This is a genomic window from Stieleria magnilauensis (assembly GCA_007753675.1).
Classification (GTDB): domain Bacteria; phylum Planctomycetota; class Planctomycetia; order Pirellulales; family Pirellulaceae; genus Stieleria; species Stieleria magnilauensis.
In genome coordinates this window covers 8670234-8691576 of sequence record CP036432.1, presented here as the reverse complement: position 1 = coordinate 8691576, position 21343 = coordinate 8670234, and the positions used below count along the sequence as shown (strand labels likewise).

The window sequence follows — 21343 nt, the reverse complement described above, 5'->3', positions numbered from 1 at the left end:
GCCCACACCGGACGCCTCGCGCCGTTCCGCTAACACCTGCAGTTCAATCACTCTGTCACGGTTGCCCGTCGACAGTCGCCTGCTGCTTCAACGCCGCCAGTTCCAATTCGACTTCGGCATCCCGCTGGGCCTGCTCGACATCGCGATCCAGATCCGTCGACAAATCGGACAGCTCGGCATAGGCCGCCGCTTCCGCCTCCATGCCTTCGATCTTACGTTCCATGCGGTCGAATTTGTCAAAATTGCGCTGCACCCGATTCATCGAAGGCGCAACACCCTGGACTTCGCGTGACGCTTCGGCCGCCATCTGGCGTGCGATCAAACTGTCGCGACGGCGAACCGCTTCCTCCAGTTTTTCTTCGATGCGTCGCAAGTCCGACTTGAGTGCGTCGCTGGTCTTGCGGGCGGCTTCCCATTGAGGCTGCAAGCTGGCGGCGATCTGATCGTATTCCTTCTTGCGGGCCAAGCACTTGCGCGCCAGATCGTCGTCGTCGCGTCCAACGGCCGCTCCGGCTTTCGCCCGCCACTGTTCGGCCAGACCGCGATTCTTCTGCAGATTCGCCTCCAGCTGTTTTTCACCGGCAATCGCCTTGGCTACACCGTCGCGTGCGACAGCGATCTGTTCCTCCATTTCGAAGATCAACATCTTGACCATCTTTTCGGGGTCTTCTGCCCGATCCAGCATGTCACTGACGTTGGCATTGATAATGTCCGACACTCTTGAGAAAAAGCTCATCGTCAGGCTCCTGCAAATGGGGGAAAGAGGGAGACCGGCATGGACAACATCCATCCTGGCAGCATTTCAGATGCCAAGTCACGTGGCCGGACGGATCCGGGGAGGCTTTCGTGATCCCCGTGGCACGTGTCCCCTTCACCTACACCAGAACCTTCCGGAGTAAACGTGTTGCGCACCGAATTCCGATTTTTTTGAAGTCGGTTTCGGACGGCTCGTGGACATGGCGGTTCGACGCCAGTGCCGTTGTGACGATTTTGTCGAAAACAAAGCAGTGTGCGAATGGACACTTCCGTCAGCGTGACCTCCTGGCCGCCGAAAGCGCTCTTTTTTCGTGCTTCCGTGGCCGCCATCCATTAGCATAGGGTGATGCGGGCGAGGTTGCGTGCGAACGTCACGGCCCCCCTTCTATCGAGATGCAGGTGAGACTCTATGACCACGATACTGATCGTCGACGACTCCCCGGTCGATAGGCACTTCACGCGCGACCTGATTGCGGATCAGCCAGGCTTTCAGATTGTCTTTGCCGAACACGGTCTCGACGCGTTGCAGCAGATGCGTCACTCGGCTCCCGACTTGGTCATCACCGATCTGGTCATGCCAGAAATGGATGGTTTGGAATTGGTGCGTGCTTCCCGACGCGAGTTTCCGGAGATCCCCATGGTGTTGATGACCGCCTACGGCAACGAATCGTTGGCGGTTGACGCCTTGTACGAGGGTGCGGCCAGCTATGTCCCCAAAGCCAAACGGGTGGAGCGGCTGGTGGAAACCGTCTACCGGGTCCTGGCCCGTGCCCGCGCCAACCGCAATCGCAACCGGTCGACCAAGTTCTATGGCAAGATCAATGCGACGTTCTACCTGGATAACGATCTCGACAAGATCCCCGCGTTGGTCGACTATGTCCAACAGATCATTGGCGGGCTGGAACTGAGCGACGAGACCGAGCACATCCGTGTCGGCGTGGCATTGGAAGAAGCGCTGCTCCATTCGATCTGGCACGGCAACCTGGAATTGACCAGTGACGAACTCGATCGCAGTCGTGCCGCCGGTTGGGAAGCACTCAAGGAGCTGATTTCGCAACGTCGTTCGCAATCGCCCTATCGTGATCGACAGATGGTGCTGGAAGTCCATGTCACCAACAGCACGGCACGGTTCGTCATTCGCGACGGCGGCGTCGGAAACCAACGCCTCTCTGCCCGCACGTTCACGCGTGAAGACTATTTCGGGACGGGAGACGGAGTTGGCATCGCGCTGATGAGCACGCTGATGGACAAGGTCACCTACAACGAAACCGGAAACGAGCTGACACTGATCAAGGTCAGCCAGAACTAACAGTAGGTCACGCTGTGCGTGACAATCGACATGCACAGCATGCCCTACTGCCCCTTCAATCGCACCGCATCGATTTCTTCGTAGCTCAACGAATGCGTTGTATCGATCGTGATACGGATCGCATCAACGGTGAAACTGGTCAGCGGCCACGACACGTCGTAGTCCACCGGTGTCCCGGGTTGGCTGGTATCGGGTCCGATCGGCATCACGTGAAATTGCCCGCTGACCGCATCCCGGACGTCCACCGCGCGCACGAACCCGTTGCCAAAGGTTTCGCGAATGACCACACCGGACGAACGGACCGGAACTTCAAATCCGACGGTCAGGGTTTGATCGCCGCTATTTGCGTAACGCGGCGCCCACGCGGTGCGGGCATCGCCATAGGCGAACGTGTTCGGTTCGCCCAACGCATCGGCGGCTGACCATCCGAAGGGACTGTACTGGGAACTGAAGTCGATGACGGTCGAAGCGTATTGCCACAATTCCACTGCAAACGATGAGGAAAACACGTCGTCTACCGCTTCGCCGCCGACACCGTTCGCGTTCTGATCCATCAGGTTTCCAGCGACATCGCGAATCTCCGGCCCAATCGAGTATGCATAGACACCCATTGCCGTTTGCGTCGCGAACCGGATCTGATAGGTGTCATCGCTGAGCTGGACGACTTCATCGACCGCCAACGCTCCAGCGGGACCGGACAAGCTGACCACATCGTCCGGCGTAAAGCTGAGAGGATCGATCGGCTCATTGAACATCACCGTGATCTGGTCGATCGGGCCGGAGTGCGTTGCATCGGGAACCGTCGCGATGATCCGGGGGCCGCTCGTATCGGGTGCGACGATGCCACGCAGACGCACCGAATCAATTTCTTCGTACGAGAAGGAGTGGTTGGTATCGATCGTGATCCGCAGCGCGTCGACGTCGTAAGTCGTCATCGGCCAGGAAACAAAGTAGTCGACTGGCGTCCCCGGCTGGCTGTCATCGGTATCCGTCGACACGATGTGAAAGGTTCCGGTTTCGCTGTCGCGGGCTTCCACCATCCTCACGAACCCGTTGCCGTAGGTTTCGCGAATGATCGCGCCGGTCGCTGACACGGGCGTTTCAAACGCGACGGTCAACGTCTCGGTCGTCCCGTTGACCGCCCCTGGCGCCCAGGCGGTGCGTTGATCGGCATAGACGAACGTGTCCGGCGGCCCAAGGGTTTGAGACGCGGACCACGACGTTGCGCTGTACTGTGAGCTGAAATCGACGACGGAACTCGCGTCTTGCCAAAGCTCCAGATCGAACCTGAGCTCAAAGACGTCGGTGGAAGGATCGCCGGAAACTCCGTCGCCGTTTTGATCCATCGCATTGCCCGCCAAATCGACGACATCCGGACCAACGGCCAACGAATACGTTCCCCAATCGCTCTGCGGTGCAAACCAAACCCGGTAGACCGTTTCGGAAACGGATTCGATCGAGTCGATGGAGATCGGACCGCCGGGGCCGTTGAACGAGGAGAAATCGTCCAGCGAGAGACTTCCCACGTCGATCGGCTCATTGAACGTTAATTCCACATGGTCCACGGGGCCGGGATGCCCGGCGTCGGGTAACCAAGCGACCACGCGCGGGCCGGTCGTGTCCGGTGGGACAATGCCCCGTAATCGCACCGAATCAATTTCTTCATACGACAAAGAATGATCCGTATCGACGGTGATCCGAACCGCGTCGACGCGGTAGTCGGTCAGCGGCCACGACACGTTGTAATCAACCGCCGTCCCCGCTTGGCTGTCGTCCTGGGCGGTCGAAACCAAATGGTACTCGCCCGTGTCGGCGTCACGAACATGCACCGCCGTGACAAAACCGTTGCCGAAGGTTTCACGAATGATGACACCGGTCGATTGAACCGGCGTCGCGAATCCGACCGTCAGCGTTTCGCTGGTTCCATTGATGGCACGTGGCGCCCAAGCCTGCCGCGAGTCCCCATAGGCAAAGGTGTCCGACGCACCGAGTGCTTGCTCGGCCGACCACGATGTCGGACTGTACTGAGAACTGAAATCGACAACCACTTCGGCAAACTGCCACAGTTCGACCGTGAACTGGACGACGTAAGCATCCTCCAACGGCTCTCCGTCGATTCCATCCCCATCCTGGTTCATCGGTTTTCCCTTCAGATCCAACAGATCTGGGCCGACCGACAGCGAGTAGTCACCGAACGCGGTCTGCGGCGGGAACGTGATTTCGTAGCGGGTGCTGGTCAGTCGATTGACCGCGGTTGCTTGGATTGCACCCTCCGGGCCTGCGAAGCTCGACACGTCGTCGAGCGTGAAGGAACCATCTTGAATCGGCTCGTCAAACGTCAGTTCGACACGGCTGACCGGACCGTTGACACTACCCTGCAGCGTCGATTCGATGATCCGAGCACCGTCGGTATCCGGAACCGTCACCCCGCGCAACTGGACCGCATCAATCTCTTCGTAAGCATTGAGATTGTGATCGGTATCGATCGTGATCCGCACCGCGTCGACCGGATAGCTGGTTTGCGGCCACGTCACGAGAAAGTCAAAGGGGACATTGGGCAAACTGTTGTCTTGCGGCTGAGCCACGGTGGCGAACTCTCCGGTCGTCGCGTTGCGGGCTTCGATGGTTCGCACGAATCCATTTCCAAATGTTTCCCGAATCACGACGCCACTGGCCAACAAGGGTTCCGCAAAGCCGACCGTCAAAAACTCTTCGGTCCCGTTCTCTGATCGCGGCGCCCAAGCCGTTTGCAAGTCACCGTAGCTGAACGTATCCGGTGCCCCGAGTGCCTGCGCGGCTGACCAGGCCGTTGTCGTGTACTGGGAACTAAAATCAATCACCTCATCCGCGTACAACCATCTCTGCAGCGTGAATTGGATGTCGTACCGATCATCCTCCACTTCGCCACCGACCCCGTCTTGGTCTTGGTCGATCACATTCCCGGCGAGATCGGTGATCGCCCCGCCGATCGTCAGCCGATAGGTTCCCAACACATCCTGCGTCGGGAAAACGATGTCGAACTCAGTCTGCGAAACAGACTCGATCGCCGAAACGCCGATCGGTCCGGCCGGTCCGACGAAATCGCTGACCCGAGCGACGGTGAACGAATCAGCCGCGATCGGTTCGTCAAACGTGATCCGCACCCGATCGACCGGAACATCCACGGCGTCTTGGGGCGAGGCAGCGACGACGTAGGGTCCGACGGTATCGGGCACGATCGTGAACCCGCCGATGAATCGGTCTGCCGTCACTTCGCCGTTGATGCCGTTGGCATTTTGGTCCATGGCGTTGCCGAACGGATCGACGATGTCCGGCCCCAAGGTGATCACGTAGTCACCGAGTGCCGTTTGGGGTTGGAAGACGATTTCAAACACTCGTCCGGCGGAACCGGAAACAGCTTGAACTGCGGTGACCGCAATCGACCCCAACGGCCCCTGGAAATCCACAATGTCATCGGTTGTGAAGGAATCGACATCGATGCGTTCGTCAAAGGTAACACGCAGTCGATCCTGAACCTTCATCACGTCGCCGTCAGGAACGTTTGCAACAACGATCGGGCCGTTTTCATCGGGCGCCACCGCCGCGGCGACGTTCAATCGTCCGCCCGTCGTGGTGCGCGACTGGAGGGCCGGGATCACGTCGACCGTGTCCAGAAGACGATCGCGGATCTTCCCAGACGGCCAATCAGGATGCTGACTCCTGAGCAATGCAACGGCTCCGGCAACATGCGGCGTCGCCATCGACGTCCCGTTGAATGTGCTGTAGGTGTTGTTTCGTGTCGTGCTGTAGATACCAACGCCGGGCGCCCCCAGGTCGACCTGGGTGGCTCCGAAGTTGGAGAAGGTCGCCAATGCATCGTTGTGGTCGGTCGCCGCAACCGCGATCAGATTGTCATGGGGAAAATTGGCGGGGTAGAAAGGCCGTGTCTCGTTGTCGTCGCCGATTTGGTCTCCGCCACCGTTGCCCGCCGCCGCGACCACGATGTGATCGGCCGCCCGCGCGTACTCGATGGCATCGGCGAGTGCCTGAGACGCGGTGCCGTTGAACCCCCAACTGTGGTTGGAGATCGTGGCGCCGTTGTCGACCGCGTATTGGATGGCGCTGACGGCGGCGGCGGTCGATCCGCCGCCGGAGGCATTCAAAAATTTGACGGCCATGATCTGAACGTTCCAACTGACGCCGACCACGCCGATCCCGTTGTTCGCCACCGCACCGATCGTGCCGGCAACGTGCGTCCCGTGATTGTGGTCGTCCATCGGGTCGCCATCACCGGAAACAAAGTCGAACCCATGAACGTCGTCGATAAAGCCATTGCCGTCATTGTCGATCCCGTCACCAGCAACCTCACCCGGGTTGGACCACATGTTCGCGGCCAAATCTGGATGCAGATAATCGACCCCGGTATCAATCACCGCGACGACCGTGTTCGAGTCTCCCGTCGTGATCGCCCACGCTTCACTTGCATCGATGTCGGCATCCACGGTGCCGCCGGTTTGTCCCGTGTTGTGCAGCCCCCAAAGGCTGTCAAAGCCTGGATCATCGGGGACCACCGAAAGCCGGATCTCGTAGTTGGGTTCGGCATAGATCACGCCGGGATGGTGTCGATAAAAATCAAGCGTCTGGTCGACATCCAGGCCCTGCGGCAGTTCGACTTGCTTCAGCCCGGGCAACGCGGAAAACTCGGCGATCGGATTGCTCGACGAGGTCGCCGCACCGGCATGAAACCGCACCAGCACACTTTCGGAATCAAACGCGCCGGCGTCGATGTCCAGCGAAGGGGACTCAACCGCCAGGGCGGCATCCAACAGACAACGTGTCTCCAAGACTTCGAGTCGTCCGGCGCGGCGGCGCCGACGACGCTCCGCGATTGATTTGCGGCGTCGTAATCGAGATCCCATTGCAGACAGCCTCGCTGGTCAACACGAACGCGTGAATTGCCCCGACAACCAACGAGTCTACTGCCTACAAGTTTGCCCATCAGCGCTTCCCCACGACTCTGCCGAGTTTGGCAAAACTTTCGTATTACATAAGCGGCGGACCATCGGTCGTCCGTGCGGGACGGGCACACCCGCACGTCGAAACGCAACAGCGGCTCGACAAGAATTCATCTGTAAATCAGTCCAGGTCGCTGACGCCGCCCCCACTTCCTTCCCGTCTACGATAGCCTGATGAACCTGCCCCACGCCGAACCACCACGCCAACTGCCGCCGAGATTTGATGGATACGCCCTCGTTGAAGATCCTCGTGTGTGGCGCGACGGGCTACGTCGGCGGCCGTTTGGTTCGATTGCTGTTGGACCAAGGCCACTCCGTGCGCTGCCTGGTCCGAAACAAGCAGAAACTGAGCAAATTCGGCTGGCGTGACCATCCGCGATTACAGGTACTCGAGGGCGATTTGCAGGACCGCGAAGCGATTGACACGGCGGTCGTCGACATCGACGTGGCGTACTACCTAGTGCACTCCATGATCGCCGCCAGCGACAAGTACGCGCAGCGCGATCGCGAGTTGGCTGAAAATTTCGTCGCGGCGATCGATCAATCCCCGTGTCGTCAGATTGTCTACCTGGGTGGCCTCGGTGAACTCGGTCCCGATCTCAGTCGCCACCTGAGAAGCCGTCGCGAAGTGGCCGAGATTTTGCAAACCAGTACCGTTCCGGTCACGGTACTGCGTGCCGCGATGATCATCGGGTCCGGTTCGGCGTCGTTCGAAATCCTGCGTTACCTGGTGGAACGTTTGCCGATCATGGTGACGCCGAAATGGGTGAACACAGAAACTCAGCCGATCGCCATTCGTGATGTGTTGCGGTACGCGGTGGAGTGTATCAGCGTGCCGGAAACCCGCGGACGAACGATCGACATCGGCGGATCGGACGTGATGACGTATCGCGAACTGATGCAAGCGATGGCCAAGGCGATCGGTTTACCCAGACGCATCATCGTACCGGTGCCCGTGTTGACGCCGCGTCTGAGTTCGCTGTGGATTTCGTTGGTCACTCCCGTCAGTAGCGCGATCGGACGACCACTTGCCGAAGGGCTTCGCAATCGCACGGTGTGCCGCAACGATTGGGCGACAAAACTGATGCCGGGCCCCCTCTTTAACGTGCAACAAGCGCTCGACGCGGCGCTGGGCAAGATCGAAAGTCATGACATCGAAACCCGCTGGTCGACCGCCGGCGTGATGCCGGGTGATCCCGATTGGGCAGGCGGAACCACCAAAATCGACGAGCGGTCGATCACCGTCCACGCCACTCCGCAACAAACCTATCAGGTGATCGAAAAGATCGGTGGCGGCCACGGATACTGGGGAGCCGGCTGGCTATGGCACGTGCGTGGCTGGATGGACTTGATGGTCGGCGGTCCGGGACTGCGGCGCGGACGTCGCCACCCGAACGACCTTCATTTCGGCGAAGCGGTTGATTTCTGGAGGGTCACGGCCCACCAAACCAACGAACGATTGCGATTGACCGCCGAAATGAAACTGCCCGGCGACGCCGAACTCGATTTCCAGCTCGCTCCGGCGGAAAATGAATCCACCATTGTCACCATGACCGCCAGATTTCGCCCTAGCGGCTTGCTGGGTTTGGCCTATTGGTACAGCGTCCTACCGCTGCACGGACTGGTCTTTCCCGTCATGTTGCGGGGGATCAAACGCGACGCCGAATCGAACTCGGTATGATGGTGGGATCTATCGCCGTCCATCATCCGATTTCCCCCCACGCCCGCGAGGCCGCCGCCATGATTCTGCGATCCGCTACGTTCGTTCTCTTGATGCTCTCCGCCATCTCCCTCTCGGCCGGCGACTGGGTGTCCTTGATCGGCGCCGATTCCCTGGACGGCTGGACGAAGGTCGGCGGAGAGGCAAGCTATCACTTGAACGATGGCGTGATCACCGGCAAAACGGGTCCGGGCAAGAACACGTTCTTGACCAAGGGACCCTACGCAGATTTCGAGTTGGAGTTCGAGGTCAAGTGCGATCGCGAACTGAACTCGGGGGTGCAAATTCGCAGCCACCTTTATCCCAAACCGACGCCCCAGGAATCGAAACCTGATCGAATCCGCGAACAAGGCGAGATGTACGGCTACCAGTGCGAGATCACCGGGAAAACAAATGGGGCCAACGGATGCTCGGGGAACTTCTGGGACGAAGGCCGCCGGACGAAATGGCTGGACGAATCCGTCAACGCGGAAGAAAAACAGGCCGTTTACAAGCCCGGTCAGTGGAATCAATTTCGCATCGTTGCCAAAGGCAATCGGATCCAAAGCTTCGTCAACGGGGTTCCCGTCGCTGACTTCACCGACGACCGTGATGCGGAAGGTCTAATCGGTCTGCAAGTCCACTCGATCAAGAAAGGGAGCGGCCCCTACCAAGTTTCCTGGCGCAACATCCGAATCCGTGAGCTGTAGGCTCGGAGAGCGAAGCCCAAAACGTGCCGCTTCGTCACAGCGTGTCGCGATCTGGCCTCGGATTCCATTGCGGATCGCAGGGGTATTCGGGCTGACAACATCACACTGTAACGTTTGGGTACCTGATGAGCCCGACAGTTTTTGCTGTCGCCTGAACGGGTGTGCGTTTTCCGAAGAGAAAAGACAATCGACGGAATTTTTCTCACGGATGCGAACCCATGCTTCAATCACTCACCCCCAAATTCATTCGGCCCAAATTCGTTGCACTCGTATTGGGGCTGGCGGCCGCCACCACCGGCTCAGCCTCGGTCGCTGATGCCGGCGGCCTTGGACTGTTCAACCGATCCGCCTGTGACGCCGGATGTGTCATGCCCTCCTGCGACGCGGCCTGCTGTGACAGTGCTTGCGGCGACCCGCTGGGTTGCGACGCGGCCGACTGCAGTGGCCTCGGTTGCGACGGATGTGTCAGCTGTGTCTCCGACTGCTGTGACGCCGGCTTGCTGGGCGGTTTGATCAAACCCAGCGATCGTTGCTTCGACGACTTTGTCAGCCCGATGATCAATTTCGTTCACTTCGAAGACCCACGTACCCTCACCGAACTCCGTCCGATCTTTGTCAATCACTGGGTTCCCGAACGGATCGGCAACAACATTCCCGCCGGCGGATCCATCCAGTTGCTGGCCATGCAATTCCGCATCGCGCTGACCGAACGACTTAGCCTGATCGGAGTCAAAGACGGCTACATTTGGGACAACACCAACGGAGCGTTGGACACGCTGTTGGATGACGGTTGGGCTTCGGTCACGGCCGGTTTGAAATACAACATTCTCCGAGACACGCAAAGCGGCACGATCGCCTCGATCGGGGGCACGTATGAATTGCCAGGCAGTCGTGACTCCTTGCAAGACATTGCCGACGGGGAATTCCACCTGTTCGCCACCGGTGGCCAACGGCTGATGTGCGGCAAGGCCCACCTGATGTCGGCCTTCGGCTGGCGCGTTCCCAGCGACGGGTTCCTGCAATCGGAATCGATCCACTGGTCCAACCACTTCGACCTCAAGCTGACCGAGAAAACCTACTTCGTCACCGAAGTCGCTTGGTGGCACTGGATTGACAGTGCCGAGGGCGGTGCAGCGCTGGGTGTTGCCGGACAAGACCTGTTCAACTTGTCCACCAGCGACGTAACCGGCAACGATTTGGTCACGCAAAACGTCGGCTTGAAATTCAAACCCAACGCCAAGACGGAATGGGGCGTCGCGTACGAATTCCCGTTGACCGAATTCAAAGACGTGATCGAAGGCCGGCTGCAAACCGAGTTGATTGTTCGGTATTAGGCTCTGTCCCCAATTCCGTCAGAGGGCGCGTCGGAGTCTCGCGATCACCGCGCAGGTACTCGTCGAAGAATCCGACGATCCGTTCTCGGTATTCCATGGGATCTTCACCGAACAAATCCACGTGTTCAGCTCCATCGACCAACCACAACCGTTTGGGTTCAGTGGCGACGGAAAACATCGCTTGTGTCTCTGACGCGGTGGTGTGCAGGTCGTCGGATCCCGACGCGACGCAAACCGGGCATCCGACGTCCGGCAGATGGTCGATGGGGCGCAGCTGCTGCGGCGAAAACCCTAAGCGGGGTTGAAATTGCAGCAGCAGAATCGTCGCGGGAACCGTCGAAAGCGGGCCAAGCTTGGCGGCGACACGATTGTGGATGGCGTCATGAATGTTCGGATAAACAGATTCCAGCACCAGCGCGTCGATCTTCAACGGCGACGCCAGAAGCGCCGCGGCGCCACCAAGCGAAACACCGATCACGCCGATCGGTTCATTCGGGTGTTCGCGTCGTGCGAATTCAACCGCGGCACGAACGTCGTGTTGTTCGAGGTATCCGACGGTGATGGTGTCTCCAGGACTCTCGCCGTGCGCCTGGAAATCGATCATCACCGTCGCATACCCGGCGTCATGCAGCATTCGCGCGCGGTCCAACATCGACAGACGCGAACCATGGATCCCGTGCAGCAACACGATTACACCGTTTCCGTCATTCGGCCTTGTCTGCCAACCCGAGACCAACGACCCCGAATCGCTTTTCACAACGAACGCGGTCGCGTTCAATTCACGTGGCGGATCGCCGATGACACGAGGGCTCGGCGCGACGAGTGCGCCGGCGACAAACCAAGACGCGACCAAGCCCGTCACCACCAAACATGACGCGGCGATCATCGCCCGGCGGATCATTCGTCTTCGTTGCATCAGTGACCTCAAAGTGCCGTCTCCCCTGCCCAGCAAAACCACAATCGCCATCGCATCACCGCGGCGACCAATATTCTATACCAACTCGAATCGACAGAGACTGTTGTCTCATCCCTGCTTTCGTTACCGGCAACGGTCGATTGGATGTCAACGCCGAACCGTTTGATGTCGTGCTCCGCTGTACGTCTTGGCCATCCGCTTCATGGACCATTGGCGTCTGTATCCGAATGAGCATCAGAAACAATGCGGACGCGCGGCAGAAGAACGCGGAGTTCGGCGAGTTGCGAGTCGTTCAGAAACGACCATTCGGTAAAGTGGATTGATTGCAACTTCGGCAGTTCAGCAAGCGGCGTGAAATCAATCTCGTCGGCCATCTCGATGTTGACATGGAGATTGCGAAGCGACACCATCCCAACAAGCGGGTCGAGGGTGGTAAGTTCGTCGCAATCAAAGATAACCGCCGTAACAGGATTGAAAGCGTCAATGCCGAACGCACGAATGAGGATGTCGGGAACAACGAGCTCCGAATCGGTTTCGTACCATTGCGTGTCGCGTCCGTATCCGTATTGGAATAGGCTATGCCCTCGTTGTGCCGAGACCCATTCGCGAGCCTGCCTCTGCATCCGGGCACGGCGCAGTGGGACCGCGATACAAACAGCGATCAACAGCGTGGCAAGCAGCAGAGTTCGGATCGAGTAGCGTTTCAAAGCTTGGAGCCGGACAGCGTTGGAGATCAATTCATTCGGATAACGTATTGCGATCGATCCGCGAATCCAGAAGCACGGGGACAGATCGGGCGTCCGAACTTTAACGGCCCACAAGTGGGCCGGCGATGGAACTCGATTAGAACGGATCGTGGCAAGCGGTGCCAGTATTTTCATTCCGGCCGAATGTGTGTCCAGTGGCAGTCCCACGATCCGGTCCAGCCTCGGACTTCTGCGCACGATGAACGCCCGCTAAAACGTAGCTCATCTTAATTGATCACAGCAAGTAGCTGGAAGTCAGCGCAGCGTCACCTCCGGACCACGCCCCCCTCCATTCCACCGACCCCGGACGGGGCCGCAGAGTCACACCAGCGGCGTGCCACATCAAAGCGTGGGGTCGCGATAGCGCACCCCAAGATCCGGACACCACCTCGCCGCAAACCCCAATCGGGGTTGAACAAGACAGTCTCAAGCCCCGTGGCAACGCTTGCGCTGCCGGATCAAGACGACACCCATCCACCACCCCAAAGCGATGTCCTCATCCCGGAGGGACCACAGCCAGTAGCCGGAGGTCAGCGCAGCGCTTAGGTTTGACCACATCTTTTTGTTTGCCGGCGGATGTGTCGAGTTGGCGCGGCTGTGAAACCAATTGTTGATCTTTGTAAATGAGTCAAGCTTGGTAAGGTTGATCTGGTAATTTGGCGATGCCTGGAGTTTTTTCCCTGTGGGAACCGTGGCGTGGAACACACGCTGCGATTGATTCGCGACGGCGGGTTGAGATGGTTGCTGGTGACGGAATGGCTACCAGCACTCGTATCACGGAAGGCCCCCCATGGTTTTGCCCCTGCAGACATTTGGACAAGTCAACTTTGCCAACGCTCAACTCGGCGACAAACGTAGAACAAATCGTCTCGTACAACTCGCTGACTCGATGGCTCGACGACCAAGTGGAACATTGCCACAGAAATTCAATAGCCCCAAAGACCTCAGGGCTTTCTACCGGTTGATGGACCGTGACCAGGTGACGCATGAGGCAATTCTCGCATCTCATCGTGAGGCAACCTGTCTCAAGATCAAGCAAATCAGAGGCCCAGTCCTGATTCTTCATGATGCCACCGAGCTGGATTTTACCAATCACAAGTCACTTTCCGATGACATGGGCCAAATTGGCAACGGCAATCGCCGTGGGTACATCGCGCAAAACAGCTTGGCCGTGAACCCGAAAACACGGCAAGTAATTGGATTGTACAATCAGGTTTTGCACCATCGGGAGGATGCTCCCAAAGACGAACTGACCGCTCAGAAACGCAAGCGTGAATCACGAGAGAGTCGATTGTGGTTGCGCGGTGCCGATCCACTGGCTAACAGCGAGAAACTCGTTGATGTTTGTGATCGAGGAGCTGACACGTTCGAGTTCCTCGAACATGAATTGGCCAGCGGCCGTAGGTTCGTCATTCGTGCCTCTCATAATCGGGCGATCATTCCTGGACATGGCGATCAAGGCAGTAGCGATCAAGCCTGTTACCTTCGCAACTATGCTGCCAGCCTTCCGCCAGCAGGACACTGGACGTTATCGGTAACGAGCAAAGTCGACAAGAAAGTACGGGTTCGCAAAGGCAAAAAGAAATCAGCCAATCGACGGGCTCGTGAGGCGAAGATGGCTGTCTCATTTGCCCCGGTTCAAATCAAACCACCCGCGAAGAAACTAGGAGAACACGGCAACGATCCGCTTGCCGTCTGGGTTGTTCGAGTCTGGGAAGAAGATCCGCCCGCCGGAGAAGAGCGTCTGGAATGGTTTTTGATTACAAACCAACCCGTACTTGATTTTGAAGATGCCTATCAGGTTGTCGGTTGGTACGAATGTCGCTGGATCATTGAAGAGTATCACAAAGGGATGAAAACAGGATGTAGCATTGAGAGCCCGCAATTCACTAGCGAAGAACGTCTGCAGCCAGCGATCGCTTTGATTTCAGTGGTGGCGTTGACTCTGCTGCAAATGCGTGATGCCAGTCGTCGTTGGGACGCAAAGAAACGCAAAGCGACCGAAGTTATCTGCAGCGACTACGTGAGTGTGCTGAGCGCTTGGCGACATGGCCAAATCAAACCCGACTGGTCAATTCACGATTTCTTCTATGCACTGGCGAGACTCGGCGGTCATCAGAACCGCAAATCCGATCACCCACCGGGATGGCAAACGATTTGGCGAGGCTGGAACGACCTCCAAGCGATGCTCTGCGGCGTTGACGCAATGAAGATTGTAAAAAGATGTGGTCAAACCTAAGGCGCAGCGCCACCTCCGGGCCACTTCTCCAGACCGTCCGCTTCAGAAGTCTCCGGCACGCCGTACATCGGCGTCGCGGTGCGATGGTCGTTTTGGTCTCACGGGTGCACTTCAAACATCCAAAGGCGCTCGACTTCCAAGGATCGGCGCGTCGTGCGTTCGGTCAGATTCGTCTTTCAATAAAAGAAAAACACCGCGGACCACACGACGCAAGTGACGGGGGAGTCAGGCGCCTGCGGATCACTCGATGGACCACAAGAGATCAAGACGACTGCTACACCAAAACGCTGACGACCTGCGGCCAGAGGATTCAAGAAGCTGGCGTCAGCCTTTCGGGCTGGAGCCTCACGCAACGTCGCTCCACGGTGACCGCAGATCAACCGCCGAAGCGGAGAGCAATTCAATTGAGTTCAACGGTGGCGATCACGCGGTCGCGGCGGACGATCAATCACTTCAAGAATCACACCTCCGCGGCTCGGTGTGCATCGCGTGGTTACCCGCCGTCATCGGATCGAACGTCGGCGGCGCCTTCGACGTAGCGAAGCGATTGCACATAGTTGTCGTACTCGTAATGGGTGAGTTCGCATGCTCGTGTAAGTAGATCTCGAGCGGCACCAATATCAGTTCCCGCACGGCTTGGATTCTCAAACAACGCGATTCCTAGCGCGTGCATCGCAAGGTGGTCATCCGGGTCCAATTTTATCGCCTCGCGAAGGTCAGCGATTGCCGTCGCGTAGTTCTTTAGCTCAAGGAGATCCATACCGCGATTTGCGTACGCAAGCGAGTATTGCGGGTCTGCGTTGATCGCAGATGTGTAGTCCTGGATCGCCAGTTTATGCTCGAGCAACTGAGAGTGTAGAACACCTCGGTTGTAGTGGGCATGCGCATTTCCATGATCAAGCTTGATCGCGGTATCGAAGTCGGTCATTGCGAGTTCGTAGTTCCCCTTCAAGACATACGCGCCACCGCGTCGCGAATACGCTCTGGAGATTGGCATCGATTCAATTGCCTCGGTCAGTTCCACGATTCGCGAATCCAGACGTGGGTCATCACCGATGAGGGATGACTGCTGATCTACAGAAAGATCGACGAACGCTTCTTTGTCTTCAATCATCGGTCGTCGTCACGCGTGCATCCGATGACGTGAGCGAAAACCAAGGCAACAATCAGAAATCGCATTTGAGACTTGCAAGTATAAGTTTTCGATCGGGTAACGGCGGTGGTCACCGCGTCGGCGCGATCGACCGGAACTCTAAAGCAAACTCGACTCGCCGACTGTGGTGCACCACTTGGTTGACGCGGATCGGCCACCACGACAGTTTGAGCCATCGCCGCTGACGGTCAATTTACTCGATCGGAATGGCCAAGGGAAATTCGGTATCCCAATCAGCGGTCGGTCGTCAGGCGTCGGTTGTCAGCGCTGCATTCGACGGGCGTCGGTTTGACCTCGTCCAACCGAGTCGACCGCGCACCTGTCGAACCGTGACATCAGGAGCGAATAACAGGAAACAGAGGTCTGCTGAAATCTGGTGGGCGCGACTTCGGGTACTGGCATTTGCGTTCATCGGCGTTCATTAGCGGTGCCAAAACGCCGGAAACACGAACCGCTAATCCACGCGAATGAACGCTAATCTCGGAACCCGTTTCAAGCAGTCGAGAGCGTGAACGGTGGCCGTCACCGGGCCGCCGGAGTACGCTCTCCATTGGCAAACCGCGCGATCGGCGACTCCGCGTGCACGGCATTGTTACGCCACGTTTCGACCGCGACGCAAACCGGAAATGAGTATACCAGCCATTAGGGTCAATGACACGACTCCACTCAGGACAGTCATGTGAAGGCCTTGGCCTCGCAAACCGGTGAGTACCCCGACAGAGAGTGGCAGCAACAAAGTTGCAAAGCAAGCGGTGATCTGTCGTTTTCTTACGGTTCGGTCAATCGGCCACTTCCGTGACCGTAAGCGGAACACCAATCCGCCAACAGGCATGCTAAGCAATATCAGAAGGTATCCGATCGGATTCGGATCGTCCTTCACTGCCAGTGACCGCGGAACGATAAGAGGCACGGCAATGATGGCCGTCGCGATTCCGGCAAGGGCGAAGTAGAGCAACGGTCCCCTGTGTTTCTTAGCGGTTCTAAGCGCAGGCAGTTCCGAGCCCACGTCGCCGGGCGGCGTGTACGGATTCACGTCGTGCTTCATTGATCGCTTCGAGTATAAGTCCCCGTCGTAGCGTAACGGTTGCCGTAACCGGGAACGGACAGTTGACTTTCCATATATGAAACCATGCAAACCGTGCTCCGCGTGCACGGCATTGTTACCCGTTCTTGTACCACTCAAAGACGTAAATCGCCTTCAGTGTAGTTACAGTTTTGGATACATTTCGCGTGATCGAGCAACGAGTCTCCGCGACACGTAAAGTCGGCGCAACTACTGGTCGCAATTACTTTGTTGCGGCACATTAGGACGCTGACACCGTGTTCTTCGTCCCACCCAACGGCGAAGTCGAGCGTGAATAGCCCATGACCGTTGAGTTCAGTATCAAAGAGCGAAATATCAGCTAGTGCTATCTGTTTCCGCAGCACCGAGGTGTCGTTCCAGTTCTCTCGACTGCGGATCGATTTCCAAGTCCTATCCGTATCTGAGATGGAGTCCAAGCAGCGATTGAAATTGTCGTGGCAATCTAGCCAAAGTTTCTTCGTTACAGCTCGTTCGATCGAGTCCACCCGTGTGGTTAAGTATTTCCAAGCAACTTCCTGATATCTCTGATATCCGTTTTCAAGTTGATTGTGTGCGTAAACGTCGACGCGATTGGTGCGGCGCGATCGCGGATTCTTAGTGATGACTCCTCGCAACGAATTAAACTCATAGATCAGCTGCGCGTCTACAAACAGCGGGGCCTCCGTCTTCCACACGATGCGGTCGTCCCAATCATCAGACTTGAAGTTATCAAAGAAGGCTGTCAACGCGGTCTCTCATTCGGCGAACGGTAGCGATCAGCGGGTGGCGGGAGTTGACTCACCACCTGCAGAAACGTCACCACCGCCGCTCCGTTGCATCGCATGGTTCGCCGGTTTGAAAACGGGACGTTTTGAGGCAGCTTGGTCGGCACGCAGGCGGTCAAGCAACCCGGTGACCGTACCACCAGATTCGGCTAGCAGTCGTTCACGCGTCGCATGCAGTTCGTCAAGTATCGGATTCTTCGTCATCGTTATCTCCGCCCAAAAATTCAGCCGGTGTGCAAATCAACAGCTGGTCGTAACCTTGATCTTTCAATAAGCGATAGACACGAGGAAGTTCGTGTGCGTTCGCGATGTGCTTGCAGTTTTGCGTCAGCAAGTAGTTTACACCGGCAATCGCGGCAGCAGCAACGTGAACCGCATCGGCGGTCGCCTTTTGTGGCATCAAGTGGTTGGAAAGGATCAAATTCGCCAATGCATCAACCTCAGGGCCGAGTGGGACCAGAGGTAAACCATCGAGCATTTTCAGCCGGTTGGCGGCTGCAGATGGATCGCCATCTGATGCCTCGATAATCGTGAGCTGAGAAGTGACGAGATTGAATTTTGGCCGCTCGACAGCCCACCATTCGCGAGCTTGGTGCTGCACTGCAGCAACCTGGATATTGGAACTGGGCCACGCCGATGCATGACTCACAATTGAGGTTTCGATGTAAATGGTGTCCATACCCAAATTGTAACGGTGCGAAGGCCAGACAACACCTGCAACGCTTCAGTCGGCGAACGGCGATGGTCACCGCGTCGGCGCGATGGACCGGAACTCAAATACAAACTCGACTCGCCGACTGCGGTGCTCCACTTGGTTCACGCGGCTCGGCCACGACGACAGCACGAGCCATCGCCGCTGGTGGCCCATGTACTCGATTGCAATCGCCAGGGAAATCGAGTCTCGCAATCAGCAGTCGGCATGTCAGGCGACGGTTGTCAGCGTTGGTATCGACAGACGTCGGTTTGCCTCGTCCAACCGAAACGACCGCACACCAAGAAAGACAAGGGTCACGCAAAGACGCCAAGCCGCAAAGGAGCGGGTTCCAGTCTTTGCGGCTTGGCAACTTTGCGTGAGACCCTTCCAGCAAGTACGTCAGCGCACCTGTCGAATCGTGACTTCAGGAGCGAATAACAGGAAACAGAGGTCTGCTGAAATCTGGTGGGCGCGACTTCGGGTACTGGCATTTGCGTTCATCGGCGTTCATTAGCGGTGCCAAAACGCCGGAAACACGAACCGCTAATCCACGCGAATGAACGCTAATCTCGGAACCCGTTTCAAGCAGTCGAGAGCGTGAACGGCGGTGGTCACCGCGTCGGCGCGATCGACCGGAACTCAAATACAAACTCGACTCGCCGACTGCGGTGCACCACTTGGTTCACGCGGATCGGCCACGACGACGGCACGAGCCATCGCTGCTCTTTGTCAATGTACTCACTCCGAAACGCCGTGGGAAATCGAGACCCCCATTTTCCGGTCGGCATGCCAGGCGACGGTTGTCAGCGTTGGTATCGACAGGCGTCGGTTTGCCTCGTTCGGCCGAGACGACCGCGCACCAAGCAAGATAACAATCACACAAAGACGCCAAGCCGCAAAGGAGCGGGTTCAAATCTTTGCGGCTTGGCGACTTTGCGTGAGCTCCTTCCGGCAAGTACGCCAGCGCTCCTATCGAACCGCGACATCAGGAGCGAACCCCAGGAAACAGAGGTCTGATGAAATCCGGTGAGCGCAATTCGAGCGTACCAATCGCAGTCGGGATGTCAGGCGTTGGACAACGCTGGGAACCGCGGAAGAGAGGTGACCACGAAACAGACCAATCACACGAAAGAGAAATCGGCATTGTCGTCAGGCGTCGGTCAGCAGCGTGAACGGCCACCGTTCACCGCGGCACGGCGAACGACGTTGTGTTTTCGATGGACGCCGACTCCGTGCCTGCGGGTGCAACGGATGGTTCGCGCGTCCGGCCACGACGACAGCCCGATCCATCGTGGCTGTTTGCCAATGTAGCTGATCCGAATCGCCAAGGGAAATCCAGGGTCCCAATCAGCAGCCGGCATTTCAGGCGTTGGTTACCAACGTTGGAATCGACAGGCGTCGGTTTGTCTTTGCCAGTTGAGTCGACCGCGCACCTATCGAACCGTGACATCAGGAGCGAATCCCAGGATATAGGAGGTCCGATGAAATCCGGTGGGCGCCCTTCGAGCGCACCAATCAAACCGTCGATGAATGAGCAATCACAGAGGTCACGGAGGGACATAGAGAAGAAGAGGGCCGTTGCCGTCAGTCGTTGTGCAGTGCTGTGATCAGCGGAAAGAGAGCAACCACGAAAGACGCGAAAAACACGAAAGACGACGTGGCGTTGCGGTCCGGCGTCAGCTAGAAGCGCGAACGTAAAGGATCACCGGGCCGCGGCAAGCGACCTGAACACAGTGTAACGACGACTCCGCGGCTCCGTGTGCATCCGTTGGTTCGCCGCATTCTCACCAATACTTGATACGTCGGCACTCATCGGCCAGGGAGTCAATCATCGCATAGATATTGGGATGGACAACCTCGGTCCGAAAGTCGTCGGAAAAGTAATACCACACCTTAGAATCGGGCGACCCATCACATCGTATGACTAGCTGAAAATCACCCTGTCTCGTCAAGACAATTAGATCCGTCGGTCCCACCACACAGTCAAGATGCTGCCGAGTACCGTCTTCAAGTGCGAATCGTCTCGTATCGTCTGTGAGTCTCAAGACGGTGTCATAGTCAAAGTCATACTCTCCGTACGCGGTCAACCTACCGGCGTTCCTACCCATCCGGGCGAGGAACAGCCGGTAGGAAAGTGGCAATTCAAGTTGATAGCGATCTGCGAGTGTCTGAATCTCAGAGTCCGTACACCCGGTGACCGTGCCCTGATCGATGATGTGATCTCGCTCCAAAGTTGAGCAAAGTTCCGCAAACTGTTGTTCCAAGTTGGATTTCATCATTCTTTGAGGCGAACGTTACGCGTCACCCGGCACGCGCGAGAGATTTTCCATTTCAAATTCGCCTGATTCGCGTGCTCGGGTGCACGCGATGGTTCGTCAGATTTACTATTCCGAGACACCGACAACTGGGAGCCTAACGGAAAATCCAGAGCCACGAAGAATGAAAGCGTTTGCTTTTTCCTCTCCCGTTTTCCGCAGCACGTTCACGAAGAAGATTTCACCTGTTTTTGTGACAATGACAAGTTCTGCCGTCTCCACTTCTTCCGCCAATTGTCCCCATTTTTGTATCGCACCTGTCTCAGAAAACAGTGTGCGAGTTAATCCGGACGCAATATCATGGGTTTGCTGATCAGTTGACTCATTGTCAGCGGTGCCGGGAATTCCAACGGGTGTTAGCCGAGTCAAGATTATTCGTGAAACGGAATTTCTTGTTATGGCGTCCGAGAAATGTAATCCAATCCAGTCATTTGCTCTCGCAATCGATTTGTAGTCGAGATGCTTGACCTCGACCGGTGGCGGTTCAGTCGCCGTCGCATGCGTTAGCAGGCAAACGGTCAGAGCTGTAAGCATCAGGTGTCGGATCATCGTATTCTCCTGACGAACAATCAATTATTGGTGGTCCGACTGCGGTAAAAAGCAGATACTTCGTGGTCGGACTGCGGAATA

At 57.3% G+C, this 21343-nt stretch carries 15 protein-coding genes; 5 read left to right on the top strand and 10 right to left on the bottom strand.

The features are described from left to right. Positions 1-55 precede the first annotated feature (55 nt). Positions 56-736, bottom strand: a complete 681-nt coding sequence (locus tag TBK1r_RS31260) for a PspA/IM30 family protein (protein WP_419580575.1) — start codon at positions 734-736, stop codon at positions 56-58. A 429-nt stretch (positions 737-1165) separates the two neighbouring features. Here TBK1r_RS31260 and TBK1r_RS31255 point away from each other — a divergent pair, with 429 nt between their 5' ends. Next, the gene (locus tag TBK1r_RS31255; RefSeq protein ID WP_145219248.1) at positions 1166-2065 is read left to right on the top strand and encodes an ATP-binding response regulator; all 900 of its coding nucleotides are present in this window, start codon (positions 1166-1168) and stop codon (positions 2063-2065) included. Positions 2066-2109: 44 nt separating this feature from the next. On the opposite strand, the gene TBK1r_RS31250 is transcribed toward TBK1r_RS31255, so the two are convergent. Next, complete coding sequence (locus tag TBK1r_RS31250) at positions 2110-6963, bottom strand: S8 family serine peptidase (protein WP_145219246.1); 4854 nt, start codon at positions 6961-6963, stop codon at positions 2110-2112. A 319-nt stretch (positions 6964-7282) separates the two neighbouring features. Here TBK1r_RS31250 and TBK1r_RS31245 point away from each other — a divergent pair, with 319 nt between their 5' ends. From TBK1r_RS31245 to TBK1r_RS31235, 3 genes are all read left to right on the top strand, one after another. Then, positions 7283-8740, top strand: coding sequence for an SDR family oxidoreductase (locus TBK1r_RS31245; protein ID WP_145219244.1), 1458 nt, complete (start codon positions 7283-7285; stop codon positions 8738-8740). After that, the gene (locus tag TBK1r_RS31240; protein ID WP_419580574.1) at positions 8737-9468 is read left to right on the top strand and encodes a 3-keto-disaccharide hydrolase; all 732 of its coding nucleotides are present in this window, start codon (positions 8737-8739) and stop codon (positions 9466-9468) included. Before TBK1r_RS31245 ends, TBK1r_RS31240 begins: the two co-directional genes overlap by 4 nt. A 218-nt stretch (positions 9469-9686) precedes the next feature. Continuing rightward, positions 9687-10802 carry a hypothetical protein gene (locus TBK1r_RS31235; RefSeq protein WP_419580573.1) on the top strand — a complete coding sequence of 372 codons (1116 nt, stop codon included), beginning with the start codon at positions 9687-9689 and terminating at the stop codon, positions 10800-10802. Here the strand turns inward: TBK1r_RS31235 and TBK1r_RS31230 are convergent. After that, positions 10750-11718 carry an alpha/beta hydrolase gene (locus TBK1r_RS31230; RefSeq protein WP_419580572.1) on the bottom strand — a complete coding sequence of 323 codons (969 nt, stop codon included), beginning with the start codon at positions 11716-11718 and terminating at the stop codon, positions 10750-10752. The genes TBK1r_RS31235 and TBK1r_RS31230 overlap by 53 nt on opposite strands. Before the next feature lie 200 nt (positions 11719-11918). After that, on the bottom strand, positions 11919-12425 hold the full coding sequence (locus TBK1r_RS31225; RefSeq protein ID WP_145219240.1) for a hypothetical protein: 507 nt from the start codon (positions 12423-12425) through the stop codon (positions 11919-11921). Positions 12426-13254: 829 nt separating this feature from the next. Between TBK1r_RS31225 and TBK1r_RS31220 the strand changes: the two genes are divergently transcribed. Next, complete coding sequence (locus tag TBK1r_RS31220; protein WP_145208234.1) at positions 13255-14703, top strand: IS4 family transposase; 1449 nt, start codon at positions 13255-13257, stop codon at positions 14701-14703. Between the two features lie 493 nt (positions 14704-15196). On the opposite strand, the gene TBK1r_RS31215 is transcribed toward TBK1r_RS31220, so the two are convergent. The 6 genes from TBK1r_RS31215 to TBK1r_RS31195 form a co-directional block, all read right to left on the bottom strand. Further along, positions 15197-15817: a tetratricopeptide repeat protein gene (locus TBK1r_RS31215; protein ID WP_145219238.1), complete on the bottom strand. Its 621-nt coding sequence runs from the start codon at positions 15815-15817 to the stop codon at positions 15197-15199. Positions 15818-17035: 1218 nt separating this feature from the next. Continuing rightward, a complete protein-coding gene (locus tag TBK1r_RS31210) occupies positions 17036-17665 on the bottom strand; it encodes a DUF6985 domain-containing protein (protein WP_145219236.1) in 630 nt (209 codons plus the stop codon). A gap of 30 nt (positions 17666-17695) precedes the next feature. Continuing rightward, positions 17696-17908 (bottom strand): hypothetical protein, encoded by a 213-nt coding sequence (locus tag TBK1r_RS39255; protein ID WP_419580571.1) that lies wholly within the window; start codon positions 17906-17908, stop codon positions 17696-17698. Beyond that, on the bottom strand, positions 17886-18383 hold the full coding sequence (locus TBK1r_RS31205; RefSeq protein WP_145219234.1) for a PIN domain-containing protein: 498 nt from the start codon (positions 18381-18383) through the stop codon (positions 17886-17888). The genes TBK1r_RS39255 and TBK1r_RS31205 overlap by 23 nt, the downstream gene beginning before the upstream one ends. A 1799-nt stretch (positions 18384-20182) precedes the next feature. Further along, a complete protein-coding gene (locus tag TBK1r_RS31200) occupies positions 20183-20677 on the bottom strand; it encodes an SMI1/KNR4 family protein (RefSeq protein WP_145219232.1) in 495 nt (164 codons plus the stop codon). Positions 20678-20782: 105 nt separating this feature from the next. Continuing rightward, positions 20783-21262 carry a hypothetical protein gene (locus tag TBK1r_RS31195; RefSeq protein WP_145219230.1) on the bottom strand — a complete coding sequence of 160 codons (480 nt, stop codon included), beginning with the start codon at positions 21260-21262 and terminating at the stop codon, positions 20783-20785. Between the last annotated feature and the right edge of the window lie 81 nt (positions 21263-21343).

Bases quoted from the DNA above. Each gene is read 5' to 3' on its own strand.
- TBK1r_RS31260 (WP_419580575.1), bottom strand. From the start codon at position 736: ATGAGCTTTTTCTCAAGAGTGTCGGACATTATCAATGCCAACGTCAGT.
- TBK1r_RS31255 (WP_145219248.1), top strand. From the start codon at position 1,166: ATGACCACGATACTGATCGTCGACGACTCCCCGGTCGATAGGCACTTC.
- TBK1r_RS31250 (WP_145219246.1), bottom strand. From the start codon at position 6,963: ATGGGATCTCGATTACGACGCCGCAAATCAATCGCGGAGCGTCGTCGG.
- TBK1r_RS31245 (WP_145219244.1), top strand. From the start codon at position 7,283: ATGGATACGCCCTCGTTGAAGATCCTCGTGTGTGGCGCGACGGGCTAC.
- TBK1r_RS31240 (WP_419580574.1), top strand. From the start codon at position 8,737: ATGATGGTGGGATCTATCGCCGTCCATCATCCGATTTCCCCCCACGCC.
- TBK1r_RS31235 (WP_419580573.1), top strand. From the start codon at position 9,687: ATGCTTCAATCACTCACCCCCAAATTCATTCGGCCCAAATTCGTTGCA.
- TBK1r_RS31230 (WP_419580572.1), bottom strand. From the start codon at position 11,718: ATGCAACGAAGACGAATGATCCGCCGGGCGATGATCGCCGCGTCATGT.
- TBK1r_RS31220 (WP_145208234.1), top strand. From the start codon at position 13,255: ATGGTTTTGCCCCTGCAGACATTTGGACAAGTCAACTTTGCCAACGCT.
- TBK1r_RS31215 (WP_145219238.1), bottom strand. From the start codon at position 15,817: ATGATTGAAGACAAAGAAGCGTTCGTCGATCTTTCTGTAGATCAGCAG.
- TBK1r_RS39255 (WP_419580571.1), bottom strand. From the start codon at position 17,908: ATGACGAAGAATCCGATACTTGACGAACTGCATGCGACGCGTGAACGA.
- TBK1r_RS31205 (WP_145219234.1), bottom strand. From the start codon at position 18,383: ATGGACACCATTTACATCGAAACCTCAATTGTGAGTCATGCATCGGCG.
- TBK1r_RS31200 (WP_145219232.1), bottom strand. From the start codon at position 20,677: ATGATGAAATCCAACTTGGAACAACAGTTTGCGGAACTTTGCTCAACT.
- TBK1r_RS31195 (WP_145219230.1), bottom strand. From the start codon at position 21,262: ATGATCCGACACCTGATGCTTACAGCTCTGACCGTTTGCCTGCTAACG.